Raw genomic sequence first — 17,212 nt, forward strand, 5'->3', positions numbered from 1 at the left:
CTTCGTTCACCTACTTCACATACTCGTATTTGTCCCCGAACTGTTTCTCTAGTTTTGGCAAAATGTCTTCCTCAACTACTTCTCTTGGAGCTTTCTTGCCAGTCCAGACCTGTTCTAACGCGGGGTTCACGATTTGCTCGATCGAAGCAGCATCTTCGCTGTAGAAGGCCTTGTTTTTTGTCAACGCTTGCTCTTTTGCTTCAACCAGTGCTTCTTTTTTATATTCTGGTGAACGATCGCTTACGGCCCATTTTTGAAGGTACGTTTCATCTGAGAACCAATTGTCTTGGTTAGGCAGCCATAATCCTGAATCGATGACATCTAAACTATTCTCAGGGTCTAAAAGATACTCTAAAAATGTTTTGGTTTCTTCCCAATGTTCTTGTGTGTTTTCATTATCAAAAACCACGATTGGCGGACCAAAATTCATTTGAACGACTTTTCCCATTTTTGGTAAGACACCCATACCTAACGCTAACCCTTTTTGTTCGATAGCGTCCCCCAGAGAACGTAAGTCCCAAGATCCTGTGATCGTCATCGCTACCCTATCTGTCAGCATTGCGGTATCAGTTGAAGGAATCGTACTTGCCTGTGAGGGTTTCGGCATCACATAATCTTTGTACATCAAATCCTGAATTTTCTCTAACGCTTCAATCGAAGCATCTGTTCCAATCAGGATCTGTTTGCCGTCCTGACTAAGCACCCCACCGCCATTGCTGATTAAGAAAGATTCATAGCCTAGACCAGTAAAATTGGAGATCCCATAGGTTTTGATATTTTTTTCGTCAAAACCAGCATCGCCTGGATGATTGCCATTTCGGTCGACTGTCAGTTCTTTCAGAATGGATACAAATTTATCCCAATCCCACGCTTGATTGACGTCATGAGGTGGGACTTCAACCCCCTTTTCTTCAAAATATTTCGTACTGTAGAACAGTGTAAGCATTCCTGGCCCTGCAGGCGATCCAAAGACTTTCCCGTTGTACTCCGAGCGTGTCTCTGCGATTTTGTTCTCAAATGGTCCTCCTGATTCATACAGCTCTGTCAGATCCCTTAAGTTGCCGCTCTTCCCCCACTCTGCCGTGCTTGTTTCAACCATATAGCCGACATCTGGAAGTGTTTTGGTACTAGCTTGTGTGTTTAGCTTCTCCATATAATTGTCATAAGGGATCTGCTGCGCTTTTACTTGGATCTCGTCTTGTGATTCATTAAAGTTTTTGATCAATTTATCGATCGAATCTTTCTCCAATGTATCGCCCCAAAAAGAAAAATTGAGGGTAACTTTACTCGCTTGATCACCAGCATCATCATTGCTCCCACATCCCGATAATAAAAAACTTCCGCCTATAACCAATGTGGAAATGAGTAGACCAATTTTTTTCATCTTCTTTGCTCCTGCCTTTTTATATTCCATTTGTATGCGCATACAATAGTTCAAAAAGAAAATCAGACGGATTATTTTTTACAAAATGATTGCTTCATGTTGCCAAAATAATGCTGTCTGTTTTTCTTTACAATTTATACTATACAAAACGAAAATACATATTTCTTCCCGAGTTATGTGTTCCTTATTCCCGATTTTTGTTTGGCTCTATTTTCTAAATTAGAAATCGATTACATTTATTCTATCAGGCACATCACAAAGTAAAATAAAGAGAGCAACACCGCATCACTATCTATAGAACAAAGGAGTAGAATACATGAGCTTATACTTGGAAATTCCTGAAATCAATCCGCTGTTCCCTTTCAAAACCTTTACAAATGAAGGGTGGTCGATCACTTATCCTCACTGGCACAAAGAAATTGAATTTATTTATTGTTTGGAAGGAACTGTCAGATTAGGGGTGGATGACGAGATCATTCAAATGCATGAAGACGAGATCTATTTTTTTTCTAGTGGTGAACCGCACTTCTTCTTGTCTTCGCCAAATAGTGAACGAATCGTTTATCAATTTGATATCAAACTCTTTCAAGGGCATGACAATATCTCGCCAAATGATCGTCCATTGGCCAAAGTATTTGAGACCGTCGTCAATTACAGTAAAGATTGGCCTACCCCGATCCAAAAAGAGATCCAGACTATCTTGCTTTCTATTTATCATGAAAACCAGAAACAGCGTGAAGGGTATCAATACAGTATTTTGAGCAGTTTGTATAAATTAGCGAATCTCTTGTACCAACTGCCATTGAAGAACAAAAAAACAGAAAAAGCCGCTTTAGATAGTACATTAAAAAATCGCGAGACATTGTTCCAGATCGACACCATCCTCGACTATATTGAGTCCAATTATTTACATGCGATCACGATTCAGGATGTTGCTGATCATGTGGGGTTTAGTCCTAGTTATTTCTCACGCTTCTTCAAAAAAAATATCGGGATGTCTTTTACCAGTTATCTGGCAGAATACCGCATCCATCGGGCAAAGTATATTTTAGGAACAGAGCTGGTTCCCATGGCAGAAGTAGCTGCCCGCTCAGGTTTTTCTAGCGTCAAAACCTTTCATCACGTCTTTAAATCAATGGTTGGCACTTCTCCTATGAAATTTCAAAAAAATATTTTCGGCTTTCACTAAATAACTACGCAAACAAAACCGAAATAGATTCCAAATCGTTGAAACCGCATTTATCATTTTTATCTAGAATAGGCAATAGTTCATCAGAGAAAAAGAGATCGGAGACTTCCAGATCTCTTTTTTGTTCTCTCGAAGGAGTAATAAAAAAGCGGGGGAGACAGGAGGGTTAACTGCCGAGATAACAGAGGACTCCACGAAATTTGCTTTTCAATTTTTGGGGTATTTTGACTTATTTTCGAAGATGCTGCTTCTGCTCCCGCTGTGTAGGCGTGTTTAGAGCGTGGAACAAAAGGAAAAAACTTTTGTTCCACGCTCTAAAGAAGAATGACTTGCTACCCAAATGCCTCATCTACACAGAACTTCCTTGTACGGATCAAATAGAATAAACAGCACTCAATTAATTGGTAGAGAATAAATAGTCCCCCGTTTTTACTTGCTCTTGAATCGTTTTAGCAAAACTACCATGTTCGGGAGTATTTGTGACAATGACAGGTATCGTTACATCATATCCCGCTTCTTTGATTTGTTGTCTGTCAAAAGAGATCAGCGGTTCACCTGCTTTCACATATTGATTTTCTTCCACATGAAGAGTAAAGCCATCCCCCTCCAGACGTACCGTATCGATCCCAATGTGGATCAAAAGTTCCACGCCATTCTCTCCTCTTAATCCGATAGCATGTTTTGTTGGGGTAGTCATGATGATGTAGCCATCGAATGGAGCATAAACGACGTCATCCTCAGGGAGAATCGCAATGCCGTCTCCCATCATTTTCTCTGAAAACATCGGGTCATTCACTGATTCCAAAGAGACAACCGTTCCTTTTACAGGGCTATTTATTTTTACAGCTTCATTCGCCTGATTGAGTTTATTTTCTCTAATACGCTTCTTTTCCATGAAAACAGTGAGAGTAAATGAGACACAAATCGCAAGCAGAATAACAATGATCGAAAACCAGAAGTTTGCGTTAAAGCCAGAGCCATCTGTTGGGATGAATGTCGGAATGGCAATTAATCCTGGTGATACGACTGCGTACTGCTTCAGTTGAACAAATCCAGCTAAAATACCGCCAACTGCTCCACCTGTGATTGCCCCGATAAAGGCACTGCGGTAATTGATCAAGACACCAAAGATAGCAGGTTCAGTGATTCCCATCACGCCAGTTAATCCAGAAGAGAGTGCTAGGGCCCTTTTCTCGGTATTCTTTTCACTATACGCAATCGCTAACGCTGAAGCACCAACGGCGACATTCGCTGCTAACATTGCTGGCATGACAAATGAGTCATAGCCATAATCTCCTAGCATTGCAAAAACGAGTGGAAACAATGCTTGGTTTGTTCCTGTCATCACAAGTAAAGGTGTCGTTGCCCCCAACAAACCAACGGAAAACCAGCCTAATTTATCATACAAAAAGCTCAAGCCATTAGCAATATAGCCTCCCACTTCATTTCCGATAGGACCTAATAGAATCAAGGTTACCGGTACTGTGATCAAAATGACAAGCAATGGTTTAACAAAGTATTTGATAGACTGGGGAATCAATTTATCCGCGATTCGATCAATCACTGCCATAAATAATACCCCGAATATCACTGGAATCGTTGTGGTATTATAACTCATTGTCGGTACAGAAAGGCCTAAGAAGGTAAGTCCTTCTACACCATTGATCAGTGAATGAACAAGAATTGCCCCTAGGAACATCCCCATCATGCCATTGATACCTAATTTGCGAGCAGCACTAAATCCAATATAAATAGGCAAAAAATAGAATCCAGCATCATTCACTGCATTTAAAATCGTATAAGTTCCACTTTCTGCAGATAATCCGAAAAAGGTCACACCAATAGTTAAAACGGCAGATACCAATCCGGCTGCTACAAGGATAGGCAATACTGGAACAAAGGTACCACTGATAAAGTCAACGACTAATGCCCCATAATCTTTTAACCTTCTTTTTTTTCGATCAGTGGATGTCTTTTCACTTTTATGCTCTAATTTCTCCATAAACATTGCATATACCTTAGGGACATCTGGTCCAATGATTAATTGAACATCGTGATCTCTTTTTACTGTACCTAAAATCAGTTTATTTTTCTTCAGCTGATCATCATCGAAGGCGGATGGATCATTCAATTGGAGTCGTAATCTAGTAGCACAATGGTTCGCTGTTTGCACGTTTTCGATTCCGCCGATGTGATCGATGATATACTCAACTAGTTCACTATAATTTGTCATAGCCGATTCATCCTCATTTCATTTTATAAATCGCTTTCATTTCATTTGATAATCAAAACTGGATCATCTGTTTCTTAGCAAACTGCCTATCCGAACGATACTGATTTTGCTCCTAGGAACCGCAAGATCAGTGTCATAAAAATACGATTACTCGCACCGTTCAATGACTTTCGTTCGGATAGTATAGTGTCTACTGTTTTATGTTACAAATTTATAGTTGTACCCCGTTTCCTTCTCACTCTGGACGTTTCAGGGACTGCCCATTTGAATGAATCACTTCTTTGTACCAATAATAAGAATCTTTAGGAATTCTTCGCAAATCAAGCAATTCGTCATCTGTCGTATTGATATAGACAAGCCCGTAACGTTTTGCCATGCCATTTCCCGTGCTCAATAAATCCGTAAAGGACCATGGATTGTAACCAAATACTTTTGCCCCATCTTCAATGGCTAGACCAACTTGGTAGATTTGGTCATTCAAGAATGCAATTCGTTCTTGATCATGGACTTTGCCGTCTTCTCCTAACGTTTCATGGGCACCGTAACCATTTTCCGTTATAATCATCGGCAAATGATAATGATCCTCCATATAGCGTAATAAGTAACGCATGGCAACGGGATCGATCTCCCAGTCCCAATCCGTGGTCTCTACAAATGGATTCACTGTTTGAGCAAAAATACCTGGATAATTTGGATAAACGAATTCTCCTTTTTTCCCAGACTTATTCAACCCAATTTCTTGACGTTGTGAATCAGCCGGTGATTCTTTTGCAACATTGCTGCGATAACAATTAATGCCAAAGAAGTCAATTTTTGCTTGGGCAACGAGTTCCATGTCTCCAGGGCGAATATCTGGATCAATATTGTGTTCTTTCCAGTAACGTTTGATAAATCCATTGTATTCACGATTGGCATTGAAATCATTCCAAATTTTTTCGGTTAATTCTTCGGCATTCATTGCTGCAATCTGATCTTCTGGTTTAGCAGATTCAGGATAAAACGGAACCATCCCAGGAACGGGTCCAATTTTCCCATCCTCAACTAACTCATGACAAGCAATAACTGCTTTAGCATGACAGAGATTCATAATATGGTTGACTCTCCATTTGTCTTCGAACCACGTCTCTGGATACTTACAGACACCTAACCAATCACCATAGACGATCTGCATATTTTGTTCATTGATTGCTAGCCAGTATTTTACACGGTCTCCAAACGCATTGAAGCAAGTTCTGACATACTGATCGAAGGCATCGATGATCCCACGATCATACCAACCATTAAACTCTTCATCTACCCATACCGGCATGTCATAGTGATACAAGGTAACGATTGGTGTAATCCCATGAGCAACGAGTTCATCAATCAACTGATTATAGAAATCAATGCCTAATTGATTCGGAACACCAGAATTATCTGGATAAATTCTAGGCCAAGCAATAGAGAAACGATAAGAGGTAAATCCTGCGTCAGCCATCAATTGAACGTCTTCTTTGTATTTATGATAATGATCAGCTGCAATCGAATTATCGGTATAGGGCTTTTTTTTCTTACTATTCAAGTCAATGATCGCTGTAGAACGACCATCCTCTGCCACTGCGCCTTCTACTTGCCAAGCAGCGCTTGATGCTCCCCACAAAAAATTATCTGGAAATGTTGGTTGATCTTTAAAATGCATGACCTTAGCCTTCTCTCTTATATTTAAGTAAATAACCGTTGAATAATAAATCAAGGACAAAATCAATGCCATAGGTATAGTAAAGCAACTCATTGATTTCTTTCTCATGTGTTTGTGAACTTAAATGATATAATTTGTCAAAGTAACGATTGTAAATTGGGTTGCGGTTGTTGGTAAACAAGATCGCTGTTGCTGGAATCTCTTTAAATACATCTAGCATGGAAGAAACAAATAGACCCGAAAGTGAAAAAACAATGATCAGTGGCTCTTTATAAGTGGTTAATGCGACAGTTAGATCATCTTTTGAGGTTAGTAATGTGATTCGTTTGCCAAAAATAACCATCCGTTGCTGAAAAGTTTTGACGCTCCCTGCGATATTGCTGGAGCATAAAATCATTACCTCCTGATTGCTATTGATCAGTCGAACCAAGCGATCGACTTCTTGTGTGTTAAAGCGTAAGCTGAGTTCTTCCATTAAAGAAACAATGTTGCTTTGAAGCTTCGACAAGAAATCCTCATACCCATAAAATTTCTGAAATTCACTGATGCCATCATCAAATGTTTCTGCGTTTCTTTTCATTTCCAAAAAATTTTCGTACCCTAATTGTTTGGCAAACCTTCTAATTGAAGCTCGCGAGACATGCTTTTCTTCCGCAATTTGATAAATGTTCCATCGTGCCACACTCTTAAAGTTATCCAAGAAAAATTTTGCCAACTCAAATTCCACTGTTCCTACTTCATTTTCGTTCACAATATGATTCAGCTTATAAATAAAATTCAATCGATTATTATCCATTTTTTTAATCTCCCTTGGCCAAGTTTGATTGTATCCATAGTATAGCGTATCCGTTTACAAAAATGGGGTGCATATCTTGCACCCACAAGGAATATCCTAGGAAATCAACTAAGTTTGTTGCCCTTCCCTTCCAGTTTATCAATCAATCACGACTCCTTGATTAGAAGATTCATTGCATGTCACCTGAAGATAGCTTTTAGACAGTTCGTATTGCTGGGGCATAGAGTTTGAATAAAATGGGGGCCTTTTTACGAAAAAAAAAGAATCAATTGTTTTTTTACCAATTGATTCTTGCGAATGATCCAGCAAACAGTTGCTCACGGCTTACAACCTCAGAGCGGTTGCTGACATCTGCTCATTATAGAATGTTGTCATGCTCTATTTACAGACCTTCTTTCAGATGTTCTTTGCTAGTTTTTCTCACCCAGATGTCTTTACCCGTTTGTTCAATAAATAATTCAGTTTCAGGAGCTAGCTGACACTCAACTTTACCTTCCTTTAAAGTAATTCGCAATTCTTCCCCTTGATAAAAAAGCTTAAAGGCAAGTTCTGTTATTTCTTTTGGTAGGTGATTGGACAAGCGAATGCCTTCATCATAATAAAGACCAGCAAAACCATAAATCAAACTTAGCCAGCTGCCTCCCATATTTGCCGCATGGATGCCATCGACGACGTTTTTTTGCAAATCAGTCAGATCCATCAATGCCGTATCCATGAAATAGCGATATGCTTTTGCTGTTTCTCCGATACGACTAGCCATCACACTGAAAATCGAACGAGACAGCGAAGAATCATGGGTGGTGACTTTTTCATAATACTGATAATCTTGTTTTAGTTGTTCTAGAGTAAAATCACCCGTAAAAAGCATTTGCGCTAATACGGTATCCGCTTGTTTGCAGACTTGATGTTTGTAAATTATCATCGGATGATAATGCAACAATAAAGGATAGTTAGCAGCTGGTGTCTCTTCAAAAGGCCAGACAGATTGTTCAAGAAACTCATCATCTTGCTTGGTAAGTCCACGAGACGCATCATAACCGAAATACATGAGGTCTGCGGCTTGCTGCCATTGATCGATCAGTTCCATATGCTTTTCGTATCGTTTCGCCAGTTCAATGGCATAATATAAATTGTTTTGAGCCATTTTGTTGGTATAAAAGTTATTGTTGACCAATGCACTGTATTCATCAGGTCCGGTGACCCCATTGATACAAAAAGAAGGTTTGCCGTCTTTTTCGATGAAATCACCATAACTCAACCAAAATTTTGCCGTTTCGAAAACGACTTCACTGCCGACTTCTTCAATAAAGCGGACATCTCCTGTGACCCGTTCATAGAGTTGAAAAGCATAAACGATATCGGCATTGATATGCAGTTGTGCGGTTCCGGCAGGATAATAGGCACTCGTTTCTTGACCATCAATGGTGCGCCATGCAAACAGTGCACCGTCTTGGCTCAGCTCTTGTGCCCGTTTTTGCGCTTGCGGTAAAATAGTTGCTCGATAAGTAAGCAATGCTTTCGCAGTGTCTGGATTGGTGTAAGTAAAAAAAGGCAACAAATACATTTCAGTATCCCAAAAATAATGACCTTCATACCCTTCACCTGTCAACCCCTTGGCAGCAAAATTGGTTCTGCCATCACGTCCTGCCCCCTGATTCAGGTGAAACAGATTGAAGCGGATCCCCTTTTGTAGTTCTTGATCACCCGTGATCTCGATATCACTCGCTGCCCAAAACTGCTGATAGCTTTCCCTCTGTTCGGCAACAAATGTTTCAAAATCAACCGCTTCTTGATAAAAGGGTGCGTCCTCTGCTTCTTGTAATCGCAGTTGAAAAATCGTCGTCAGGGATTCTCCAGATTGGATTTGCCCATCGCCGCCTATCACCCGAATCGCCAGTTTTTTTTGACTATGAGGGGCTGTCCAAATGGCATAGTCGCCATGCTCTTCTTTCAGAAGCTGATGCTCTTTATTCGCAACACGAGGATCATCTGTTTGATTGACTGTGAAGCGCTGGTCCAATGGATGGGAAACAGTGATTGGCTCTGTGAAATTTGCATTTTTGATTGTGTAACGACAAACATAAAATTCACTGCGCGTCATGGAGGCAAAAGATTGCATCTCAAGATCAAAGCTTTGTCCTAATGGGGTTTCTACATGGTAAGACTCATGAAGGATGCCTTCTGCCATATCTAATGTCAGCTGGATTTGTTCCGTCTGCCAAACGCTGTCCGACGACTGCTCTTGTCCAATGCTTAAAGAAAGCCCCCGCAGGTTGGGTAACTTGCAGATGGTTTGGTGTTCTTTAGCATAGCCATAAGCCCATTCGCCGTATTGGATCGGTTCACTGTCAAAAAAACCATTGACAAAAGCCCCGGGATTCCCAGGATAGTTCGCATTCACTTTAAGGGGATGCCCTGCTCGGACACCGATTTGACCATTCCCCACAGCAAACAACGTTTCTAAATATTCCGGTTTCTGATGAGAGAGTTCTTGTGCCTGCAATAAAAATCGTTTGTCCATCTCTGTTCGTCTCCTCCGCTTTTTTCTTTCAGTTCTATCCTACACTACTAAACACCCAATGCAAAGAATCCGACTTCAGCTGGGAGGGGCATCTACTTTGGTTCTTCTGATAGAGTATGGTACCATGAAACAAACTTGAAAGAAGGCGATTACTTGGATTTATGGCTAACAAATATTCGAATGGAAACAAGCTACATCAAAGAAAATGGCTGGTCCTCTGGCAGCCAAACCAAACGGGCGGCAATTGGGATCAGTGAAGAAAAAATTACCGAGATCCTTCCCATGGATGAATGGAAAGACACGCCAGGAATAACTGTTATCGATGGTCAAGGCCAGTTATTATTACCCGGCTTGATTGAAAAACACTGCCATTTGGATAAAAGCAAATTAGGAACTCCATGGCGTCCTGTCACACCGGCAGCCAACTTAGTAGAACGTTTTGAAACAGAGATTCCTCAATTGGATGCATTGCCTCTTTCGATTAAAGAACGGGCACAACAATTGATCGATTTGGAATTGCCTCATGGTGTCGTGTCCTTTCGCTCCCATATTGATATTGAACCAATGACTGAACTGCGCTATTTTGATGCACTAACTGAATTGCTTGCTGACAAACCATTTGGTACGGAACTTGTTTTGTTCCCGCAACACGGTCTGCTGCGATCAAATGCCGTCGCATTAATCGAAGAAGCATTAGCTACTGGTAAAGCTGCATTCATTGGTGGGGTCGATCCTTATACATTAGATCAAGATTATCAGCAATCATTAAAAACAACCTTTGAGCTGGCAAAAAAAGGCAATGTTGGCATAGACATTCATCTACATGACCGCAAAGAAGCCGGTCGTGCAACGATCAAAGAAATCATTCGGCTGACCAAAGAATATGCTATGGCAGGCAATGTCTTCATCAGCCATGCCTTTGGCTTAAATGATTTTGAAGGAGCTGAACGCACAGAAGTTTTTCAAGCTTTAGCAGATCAGGACATTCATATCGTTTCAAGTATTCCAATCAGTCAGGGAACGATTCCTCCCCTTAAAGAATTACAAAGTTATGGGGTTGCTGTTCACATTGGTTGTGACAATATTTATGATTCTTGGTCATCACTGGGTGACGGCTCCTTGCAAGAAAAGCTCGCTCGTTATTTAGAGATTTTTGGCGTTCAATCACAAGAGGCATTGACCCAGGCATTAGGCTTGGTAACAGATGGCAGAGTGCCATTAGATCAAGAAGGAAATCAACAATGGCCAAAAGTTGGCGATTCTGCTGATTTTCTTTTGACCCCTGTTTCTTCAACGGCTGAATTTGTCGCCCGCAAAGGTCACGTCAGCTGCAGTTTCTTTAAAGGACAACCAATCTACAACGCATAACCAATAATTACTGACAAAAAAGCCGATTTGCTACAGAAATGTAGGAAATCGGTTTTTTACGAATCAATGGTTGCACAAAAAATGATTCGGTCACCTCTCTTTTGCTGATTTCGCTTGACGCTGATCCGATTATTCGGTTTACTTATGATAGCGAATACAAAAAGTGAGGGATTACCATGTATACAGCAAATATGCAACGATATGAACGCATGACATATAACCGTGTCGGAAAATCAGGTTTAAAACTTCCTGCAATTTCCCTTGGTCTATGGCACAACTTCGGTGATACAGATCCAATTGTGAAACAGCGGGAAACGATCCTAGGAGCCTTTGATCTAGGCATTACCCATTTTGATTTGGCCAACAACTATGGTCCCCCTGCAGGATCGGCAGAAAAGAATTTCGGCCGCATTTTAAAAGAAGACTTACAGGCTTATCGGGATGAATTGATTATTTCATCAAAGGCTGGTTACTATATGTGGCCTGGTCCCTATGGTGAATGGGGTTCTAAGAAGAATTTGATTGCCAGCTGTGATCAAAGCCTGCAACGTCTAGGCCTAGATTATGTCGATATTTTTTACCATCATCGCCCAGATCCAGACACACCATTGGCAGAAACGGCTCATGCACTGGACTTGTTAGTACGGCAAGGAAAAGCCCTCTATGTTGGTGTGTCCAATTATTCTGCAGAACAAACAAAAGAAATCGCCAAGATTTTGAAGGACCAAGGAACCCCCTTTATCATCCATCAACCTCGCTACAATATGTTTGATCGTTGGATCGAAGATGGATTAACAGCTGTCTTAGAAGAGGAAGGATTAGGTGCGATCGTCTTTAGCCCTCTGGCACAAGGATTATTGACTGATCGTTATCTGCATGGTATTCCCGAAGACTCTCGAGCGCATCGCTCAGATAGTCCTTTTTTGACAGAAGATCGTGTAGCTCCAACCTTAAATGTAGTCAGACAATTGAATGATATTGCTCAAGAGCGAGGACAAAGTTTGGCAGAAATGGCATTAGCTTGGCTGTTACGTCAAGAGACTGTTGCTAGCGTATTGATTGGTGCTTCTCGTTTGAGTCAACTACAAGCAAATGTCCGGGCTTTGGACCAATTAACTTTTTCTGCTGAAGAACTAAAAAAGATCGATGAAATTTTAGTGCTTTTAAAGAAATAAGCGTTTGATTTGCTCGCTGGCCTTTCCCATGGGGGAACTGCCCCGCATTGAGTAAAATGGCGGAAACTTCATTCCAAACAACAAAGAAATCAAACGACCGCAGTGTGTATTGTCCAGAAGCTATTAATGCTTCGATGCAATAACCCTCGCGGTCGTTTGGTTCTTTTTTGCTACATTTTAGTTGATTGATTCTTTTTGCCAATCAATGGCTAATTGCAGGCAGCCTTTGATGCCACTTTCATTCACTAGTTGCCATGGAACAATGTACTCTTCTACACTTGGAATCGAAATGTAGCCCCCTAGTTCCAACAAAAATTGTTCTCTGATTTTTGACAGCAAGTGGGTCTGATTCATGACACCACCGCCTAAAATAATCTTATCTGGTACAAAGGACAATGTATAATTGACCAATGCTTGCGCTATATAATAGGCTTGCAGCTCCCATACAGGATGATTTTCAAGAAGAGTCTCTCCCTTTTGCCCCGTTCGTGCTTCGATGGAAGGACCGGCAGCCAGCCCTTCAAAGCAATCCTGATGATAAGGGCAAGTGCCGACATATGAATCCTCTGGGTGCCGTTTGATCCGGATATGCCCCATTTCAGGATGAGATTTGCCTTGGAATAACTGGTTATTCACGATTACACCGGCACCGATCCCAGTCCCCACCGTCAGATAAATACAGGTATCGCAGTCTTGAGCAGCCCCTTTTTTTAATTCCCCATAGGCCGCTGCATTGACATCTGTTGTCCAAACCATTGGAATCGGATAGCGTTGTTTTAACGTCCCCAAAAAGTCAAAATTTTGCCATCCCGCTTTAGGTGTTGCCAAAACATGCCCATAGTTGGCTTGCTTGGGGTCCAATCCGATTGGACCAAAGCTGCCGATCCCCATCGCGGCCAGCTCATACCTATCAAAAAATCGGAAAATTTCGGCCAGTGTTTCTGCGGGTTCTCTCGTAGCGATTCGCTGTGAAGCAATAATCTTCCCCTCTTGATCCGCTACTGCACAGTTCATTTTTGTTCCGCCTGCTTCTATGCCTCCATACATCATTGTCTATCCCTACTTTTCTACTCGAATATCGAAATAATCCATTACTAGCTCACAAAACATCATGTTTGCCCAAGAAAACCATTCACGAGTGTAATCCGTTGGATCATTGACATTGATACCCTCATGCATCAAATGCGTTCCTGCATCGATCGCTACCAACTGATCTAAAATTTGGGCTTTTTCTTCTTTGTTTGGTGTCGTCAATCCAGTCATCGCCATCGCGATCGGCCAAACAAAATTATGCGGTGTATGAGATGAGCCGATCCCACTAGCAAATTCGCCTTGATAGTAATAAGGATTTTCGTCACTTAAAAGTGTTTTTCTCGTAGCTAGATAAGTTGGATCTTCCATGGAGCCATAGCCTAGATAAGGTGCAGAAATCAGGTTAGGTACATTGCTGTCGTCCATGACAGAGGCATTGCCTAACCCATCCACTTCATAGGCATAGATCGTTTCGCCAGCTTGATTCGTCGTATACGCATATTTTTCGATCCCCGCTTGGATCTCTTGCTTTAAATCGGCTGCTTCGGCCACTAATTCAGGCACATCTAAAATGTCGGAGAAAATCAGTTCCAAATAACCTAATATCACAACAGCGAACATGTTTGACGGAATCAAATAGCCATAGACACAAGCGTCGTCGCTTGGACGAAATCCTGACCAAGTCATCCCTGTTTTAGCAACTGGGGTTCCTTTGCCGGCGAACTTCAGCGTATCTTCTTGACGTTCTGTTTGGCGCTCAAATTGATATGGTGACTGCGCGTGATCTTGTTCTGTCCGAAAGACGGTTAGGACTTTTTTGACCCCTTCAATAAAGTTTTTATCAAAGTGATCGGTGCGCCCGGTGTTTTTATAAAGTAGATAGGCTAACTGGATCGGATAGCACAATGAATCGATCTCATATTTCCGTTCCCAGATCCAGCCGTTCATTTCGGTTAGATCATCTTGGTGTCCGGCAAAATTTTCTGTTTCATTGAAGGCATTGGCGTAAGGATCGATAGTGATAAACATAAATTGCTTTTTGACTAATCCGGCAATCATATCAGACAGTTCTTGATCATCTTTTGCTAAACACAGGTACGGACGGACTTGAGCGGTTGAATCTCGCAGCCACATTGCAGGAATATCACCTGTCAAAACAAAGGTACTGCCATCTTCTTGCTTCTTGACAGTGGTTAATACGGTATTGGCAAATGCCGCATTAAAGTTTTCCGCCCAATTTGCATGGTCTTCGCCACAAAGCAACGTGATTTTCTCCATAAAACTCTTAATTACTTTCGGTATTTCGCTGTATCCCATCTTCTTTTCCCCTTTTACAAAGAAGAGCCGACAAAAGTAGACAAAGCCGCTGGTTTTTCTGCAACGAGAAGCTTCGGGTAGTTGATGTTCAAGACTGTTCAATCCTCCATCCGATGCCCGATTTGCTAAGAATGAACCAACCTTCGCTGATCTTGAAAATCTGCTGCCAGTCCTTTCGCTTTGTCTACTGATATTTCTCTTCAAACTTTAAATGATTGCAGCACTTTCTAATGCCATGACCCCTGATAATTGGTCAGACAAGAAAACACTAGTTGGAATTTCTGCGACTAACCAGTCTCGGTAAGCTAACAGATGTCCTTCCTTCTGACTATGCTCTAACAAGCGTTCACAGCTGGATGTCACAAATCCTTTGATGGAGGCTATGTCTAAGCCCACTTTTTCTGCTTCTTTGACTAAGAGATTCAAATAACGGTATTCAATGCCTTTGAACAATCCAATGTCACCACCATCTCCTTCATCATTGAAGACCCCATCTTTACCAATAACTTCAAAGGATGTTTTGGCACAAGTGATTGCATCTTTTAAATAAGAAATATCGTCAGTCACATGATAAAATTCTATCAATGCTCCAATATAGACCCCTTGGTTGTAAGTAAATTGCCACTGCACATCGATTTTGCCATCGCCGTTACGATTGATACCATCTTCTACGAATTGTGTGTCCGGCTGTACCAAATATTTTTTCATCCATTCTAGTGTCTGTTGGCTTGTAGTCAGATAGCGTTCATTGGCTTCAACTTGATACAGACGTAATGCTAGAATAATAATTGGTGCATTTACAGGTGTATTCTTATAGTCAAGCTGCGTGCGTTTCCAAGCAAATCCGCCATTCATATGATCATTCCAAGCAGTATCAAAAATATCCAGACATACTTCTCGGGCGTCAGCTAGGTATTCTTTTTTCTTAGTCAATTCATACAAACGTAATCCAGCTAATGCGTTCCACAACATGTCATCATAAAATTCATGCAGCAATGTGTTATGGTTTCTTGCTTTATTGTAATGATAGGTTTCTTCTGCTTGCTGCAAGTAAGCCGTATCGTTGGTCCGCAGATAAGCATCAATGCGTACATCCACTAAATGCGCGATCCACCAGTAATTGAAGGTTTCATTTTCTTTCTCATCCCGCAATGGATAAACGTTGTTCATAAATTGTTCTTTGGAAGCTGCTTGATAGAAATAATCGATACTTGTTTGTGCAAGATCGGCATACTTGTTAAAATCGGTCATTCTCCTGATCCTTCTTTCAATATTTTGTCACCTTGTTGTTGAGCATTTTCTAGTGCTTTTTGCGGCGTTGTTTTTCCAGAAAAGACATTTTCTAATTGTGGAATAAGGGCTAGTTTTTCGACATCGGAATACCCCATAACAGTTGGTCGAATTTTAGCAAAATCCATGGTTTCCACAAAAGCTTTGTACTTCTCATTTTCAGTAAAGTAGGTATTTTGCGCTGCTTCGATATTTGCTGGTAGCCAAGTGGAAATTTTTGCAAACTCGACACCGATATCTGGGTTGGTCGTCCACCATTTAATAAAGTCCCAAGCAGCTTCTTGGTTTTTGGCCGTTTTGGGAATCACTAAACCAAAGCCACCCGTCAACGCCCCTTTGTCCCCATTTGGTCCAGTTACTGGAGGGACGACCCCATAATCCAAGCCATCCACTTTATCATAATCTGCTAATGCCCAAGGTCCGTTATAGGCCATCGCAACTTTACCAGCTGCAAATGCATCAGATCCATCATTAAATCCTTGTTGATAGACCTTCGCTTGATTCATTAATTGATCCCAGAAATCAAGAACGGTCATTCCTGCCTCAGAATTAAAAGCAGTGGCAGTATTATCAGCGTTCAGCATGGTTCCGCCAGCTTGCTGCAACCACATATTGAACAATCCAACGTCATCAAGAGAAAAACCAGCTTGCACTAACGTTTTTCCATCCCATTTTGTTGTTTTCTTCGCAACATCCAACAACTCATCCCAAGTCTTTGGTGGTTCTACTCCAGCTTCTTTCAGTAATGTTTTGTTATAAAAGAGAGAGCGGTTGTCTACTAAAAGTGGGATTCCATATTGTTTATTGTCGTATTGCATTTCTTTGACAGTTTCTTCATAAAAATCGCCCATATCTACATTGTCTTTTTTGATCAAATCATCTAGATCCAATAAGGCATTTTTTTTGGCATACATCGCTGTATTGACGCGATCCCACAAGATAACATCTGGAATTTCGCCACCCGCCATTCCGGTCAGCAGCTTTTCTTCAACGTTGTCTTGAACTTTATAGGTTACCTCGTATTTGTCTTGGCTATCATTGTATTGTTCGATCAATTGATTGAGCTGATCGACTTGGTCACCACTCCAAGAACCCCAAAAAGTGATTTTCTGCTTTCCGCCAGCTCCATCATTGCTTGCCTGATCATTGCCTCCACCACATGCACCTAACACTGTCATCGTTGCTACTAACAGCAATCCTTTGATTATGTTTTTCATCACATTCACTCC

The 17,212-nt window shown here is 41.2% G+C and carries 12 protein-coding genes; 3 read left to right on the top strand and 9 right to left on the bottom strand.

Going from position 1 to position 17,212, the window contains the following annotated elements; translation table 11 throughout:
- Positions 1-10 precede the first annotated feature (10 nt).
- Positions 11-1,384: an ABC transporter substrate-binding protein gene (locus HED61_RS14820; protein WP_103300235.1), complete on the bottom strand. Its 1,374-nt coding sequence runs from the start codon at positions 1,382-1,384 to the stop codon at positions 11-13.
- Positions 1,385-1,700: 316 nt separating this feature from the next.
- Here HED61_RS14820 and HED61_RS14825 point away from each other — a divergent pair, with 316 nt between their 5' ends.
- Positions 1,701-2,573 carry an AraC family transcriptional regulator gene (locus HED61_RS14825; RefSeq protein ID WP_029486470.1) on the top strand — a complete coding sequence of 291 codons (873 nt, stop codon included), beginning with the start codon at positions 1,701-1,703 and terminating at the stop codon, positions 2,571-2,573.
- A 397-nt stretch (positions 2,574-2,970) separates the two neighbouring features.
- Here HED61_RS14825 and HED61_RS14830 read toward each other — a convergent pair whose 3' ends face one another.
- From HED61_RS14830 to HED61_RS14845, 4 genes are all read right to left on the bottom strand, one after another.
- The gene (locus HED61_RS14830; protein ID WP_219645146.1) at positions 2,971-4,806 is read right to left on the bottom strand and encodes a beta-glucoside-specific PTS transporter subunit IIABC; all 1,836 of its coding nucleotides are present in this window, start codon (positions 4,804-4,806) and stop codon (positions 2,971-2,973) included.
- Positions 4,807-5,041: 235 nt separating this feature from the next.
- A complete protein-coding gene (locus HED61_RS14835) occupies positions 5,042-6,484 on the bottom strand; it encodes a glycoside hydrolase family 1 protein (RefSeq protein WP_029486467.1) in 1,443 nt (480 codons plus the stop codon).
- Between the two features lie 4 nt (positions 6,485-6,488).
- A complete protein-coding gene (locus HED61_RS14840) occupies positions 6,489-7,280 on the bottom strand; it encodes a MurR/RpiR family transcriptional regulator (RefSeq protein WP_029486465.1) in 792 nt (263 codons plus the stop codon).
- A 382-nt stretch (positions 7,281-7,662) separates the two neighbouring features.
- The gene (locus HED61_RS14845) at positions 7,663-9,801 is read right to left on the bottom strand and encodes a glycoside hydrolase family 65 protein (protein WP_156247694.1); all 2,139 of its coding nucleotides are present in this window, start codon (positions 9,799-9,801) and stop codon (positions 7,663-7,665) included.
- Between the two features lie 153 nt (positions 9,802-9,954).
- Here HED61_RS14845 and HED61_RS14850 point away from each other — a divergent pair, with 153 nt between their 5' ends.
- Positions 9,955-11,169 (top strand): amidohydrolase family protein, encoded by a 1,215-nt coding sequence (locus HED61_RS14850; RefSeq protein WP_034704037.1) that lies wholly within the window; start codon positions 9,955-9,957, stop codon positions 11,167-11,169.
- A 176-nt stretch (positions 11,170-11,345) separates the two neighbouring features.
- Positions 11,346-12,344 (top strand): L-glyceraldehyde 3-phosphate reductase, encoded by a 999-nt coding sequence (mgrA, locus tag HED61_RS14855; protein WP_156247696.1) that lies wholly within the window; start codon positions 11,346-11,348, stop codon positions 12,342-12,344.
- Positions 12,345-12,521: 177 nt separating this feature from the next.
- On the opposite strand, the gene HED61_RS14860 is transcribed toward mgrA, so the two are convergent.
- From HED61_RS14860 to HED61_RS14875, 4 genes are all read right to left on the bottom strand, one after another.
- Entirely contained in the window at positions 12,522-13,391 is an 870-nt protein-coding gene (locus HED61_RS14860; protein ID WP_113849337.1) for an ROK family protein, read from the bottom strand.
- 12 nt (positions 13,392-13,403) lie between these two features.
- The gene (locus HED61_RS14865; protein WP_113849336.1) at positions 13,404-14,693 is read right to left on the bottom strand and encodes a glycoside hydrolase family 125 protein; all 1,290 of its coding nucleotides are present in this window, start codon (positions 14,691-14,693) and stop codon (positions 13,404-13,406) included.
- A 207-nt stretch (positions 14,694-14,900) separates the two neighbouring features.
- On the bottom strand, positions 14,901-15,944 hold the full coding sequence (locus HED61_RS14870; RefSeq protein WP_103300228.1) for a glycoside hydrolase family 76 protein: 1,044 nt from the start codon (positions 15,942-15,944) through the stop codon (positions 14,901-14,903).
- Positions 15,941-17,200 carry an ABC transporter substrate-binding protein gene (locus tag HED61_RS14875; RefSeq protein ID WP_219645145.1) on the bottom strand — a complete coding sequence of 420 codons (1,260 nt, stop codon included), beginning with the start codon at positions 17,198-17,200 and terminating at the stop codon, positions 15,941-15,943. The genes HED61_RS14870 and HED61_RS14875 overlap by 4 nt, the downstream gene beginning before the upstream one ends.
- Positions 17,201-17,212 lie beyond the last annotated feature (12 nt).

The sequence above is a fragment of the Enterococcus gallinarum genome, from assembly GCF_021496385.1.
GTDB classification, from domain to species: domain Bacteria; phylum Bacillota; class Bacilli; order Lactobacillales; family Enterococcaceae; genus Enterococcus_D; species Enterococcus_D gallinarum.

Bases quoted from the DNA above. Each gene is read 5' to 3' on its own strand.
- HED61_RS14820 (WP_103300235.1), bottom strand. From the start codon at position 1,384: ATGAAAAAAATTGGTCTACTCATTTCCACATTGGTTATAGGCGGAAGT.
- HED61_RS14835 (WP_029486467.1), bottom strand. From the start codon at position 6,484: ATGCATTTTAAAGATCAACCAACATTTCCAGATAATTTTTTGTGGGGA.
- HED61_RS14865 (WP_113849336.1), bottom strand. From the start codon at position 14,693: ATGGGATACAGCGAAATACCGAAAGTAATTAAGAGTTTTATGGAGAAA.
- HED61_RS14840 (WP_029486465.1), bottom strand. From the start codon at position 7,280: ATGGATAATAATCGATTGAATTTTATTTATAAGCTGAATCATATTGTG.
- mgrA (WP_156247696.1), top strand. From the start codon at position 11,346: ATGTATACAGCAAATATGCAACGATATGAACGCATGACATATAACCGT.
- HED61_RS14845 (WP_156247694.1), bottom strand. From the start codon at position 9,801: ATGGACAAACGATTTTTATTGCAGGCACAAGAACTCTCTCATCAGAAA.
- HED61_RS14825 (WP_029486470.1), top strand. From the start codon at position 1,701: ATGAGCTTATACTTGGAAATTCCTGAAATCAATCCGCTGTTCCCTTTC.
- HED61_RS14870 (WP_103300228.1), bottom strand. From the start codon at position 15,944: ATGACCGATTTTAACAAGTATGCCGATCTTGCACAAACAAGTATCGAT.
- HED61_RS14830 (WP_219645146.1), bottom strand. From the start codon at position 4,806: ATGACAAATTATAGTGAACTAGTTGAGTATATCATCGATCACATCGGC.
- HED61_RS14860 (WP_113849337.1), bottom strand. From the start codon at position 13,391: ATGTATGGAGGCATAGAAGCAGGCGGAACAAAAATGAACTGTGCAGTA.
- HED61_RS14875 (WP_219645145.1), bottom strand. From the start codon at position 17,200: ATGAAAAACATAATCAAAGGATTGCTGTTAGTAGCAACGATGACAGTG.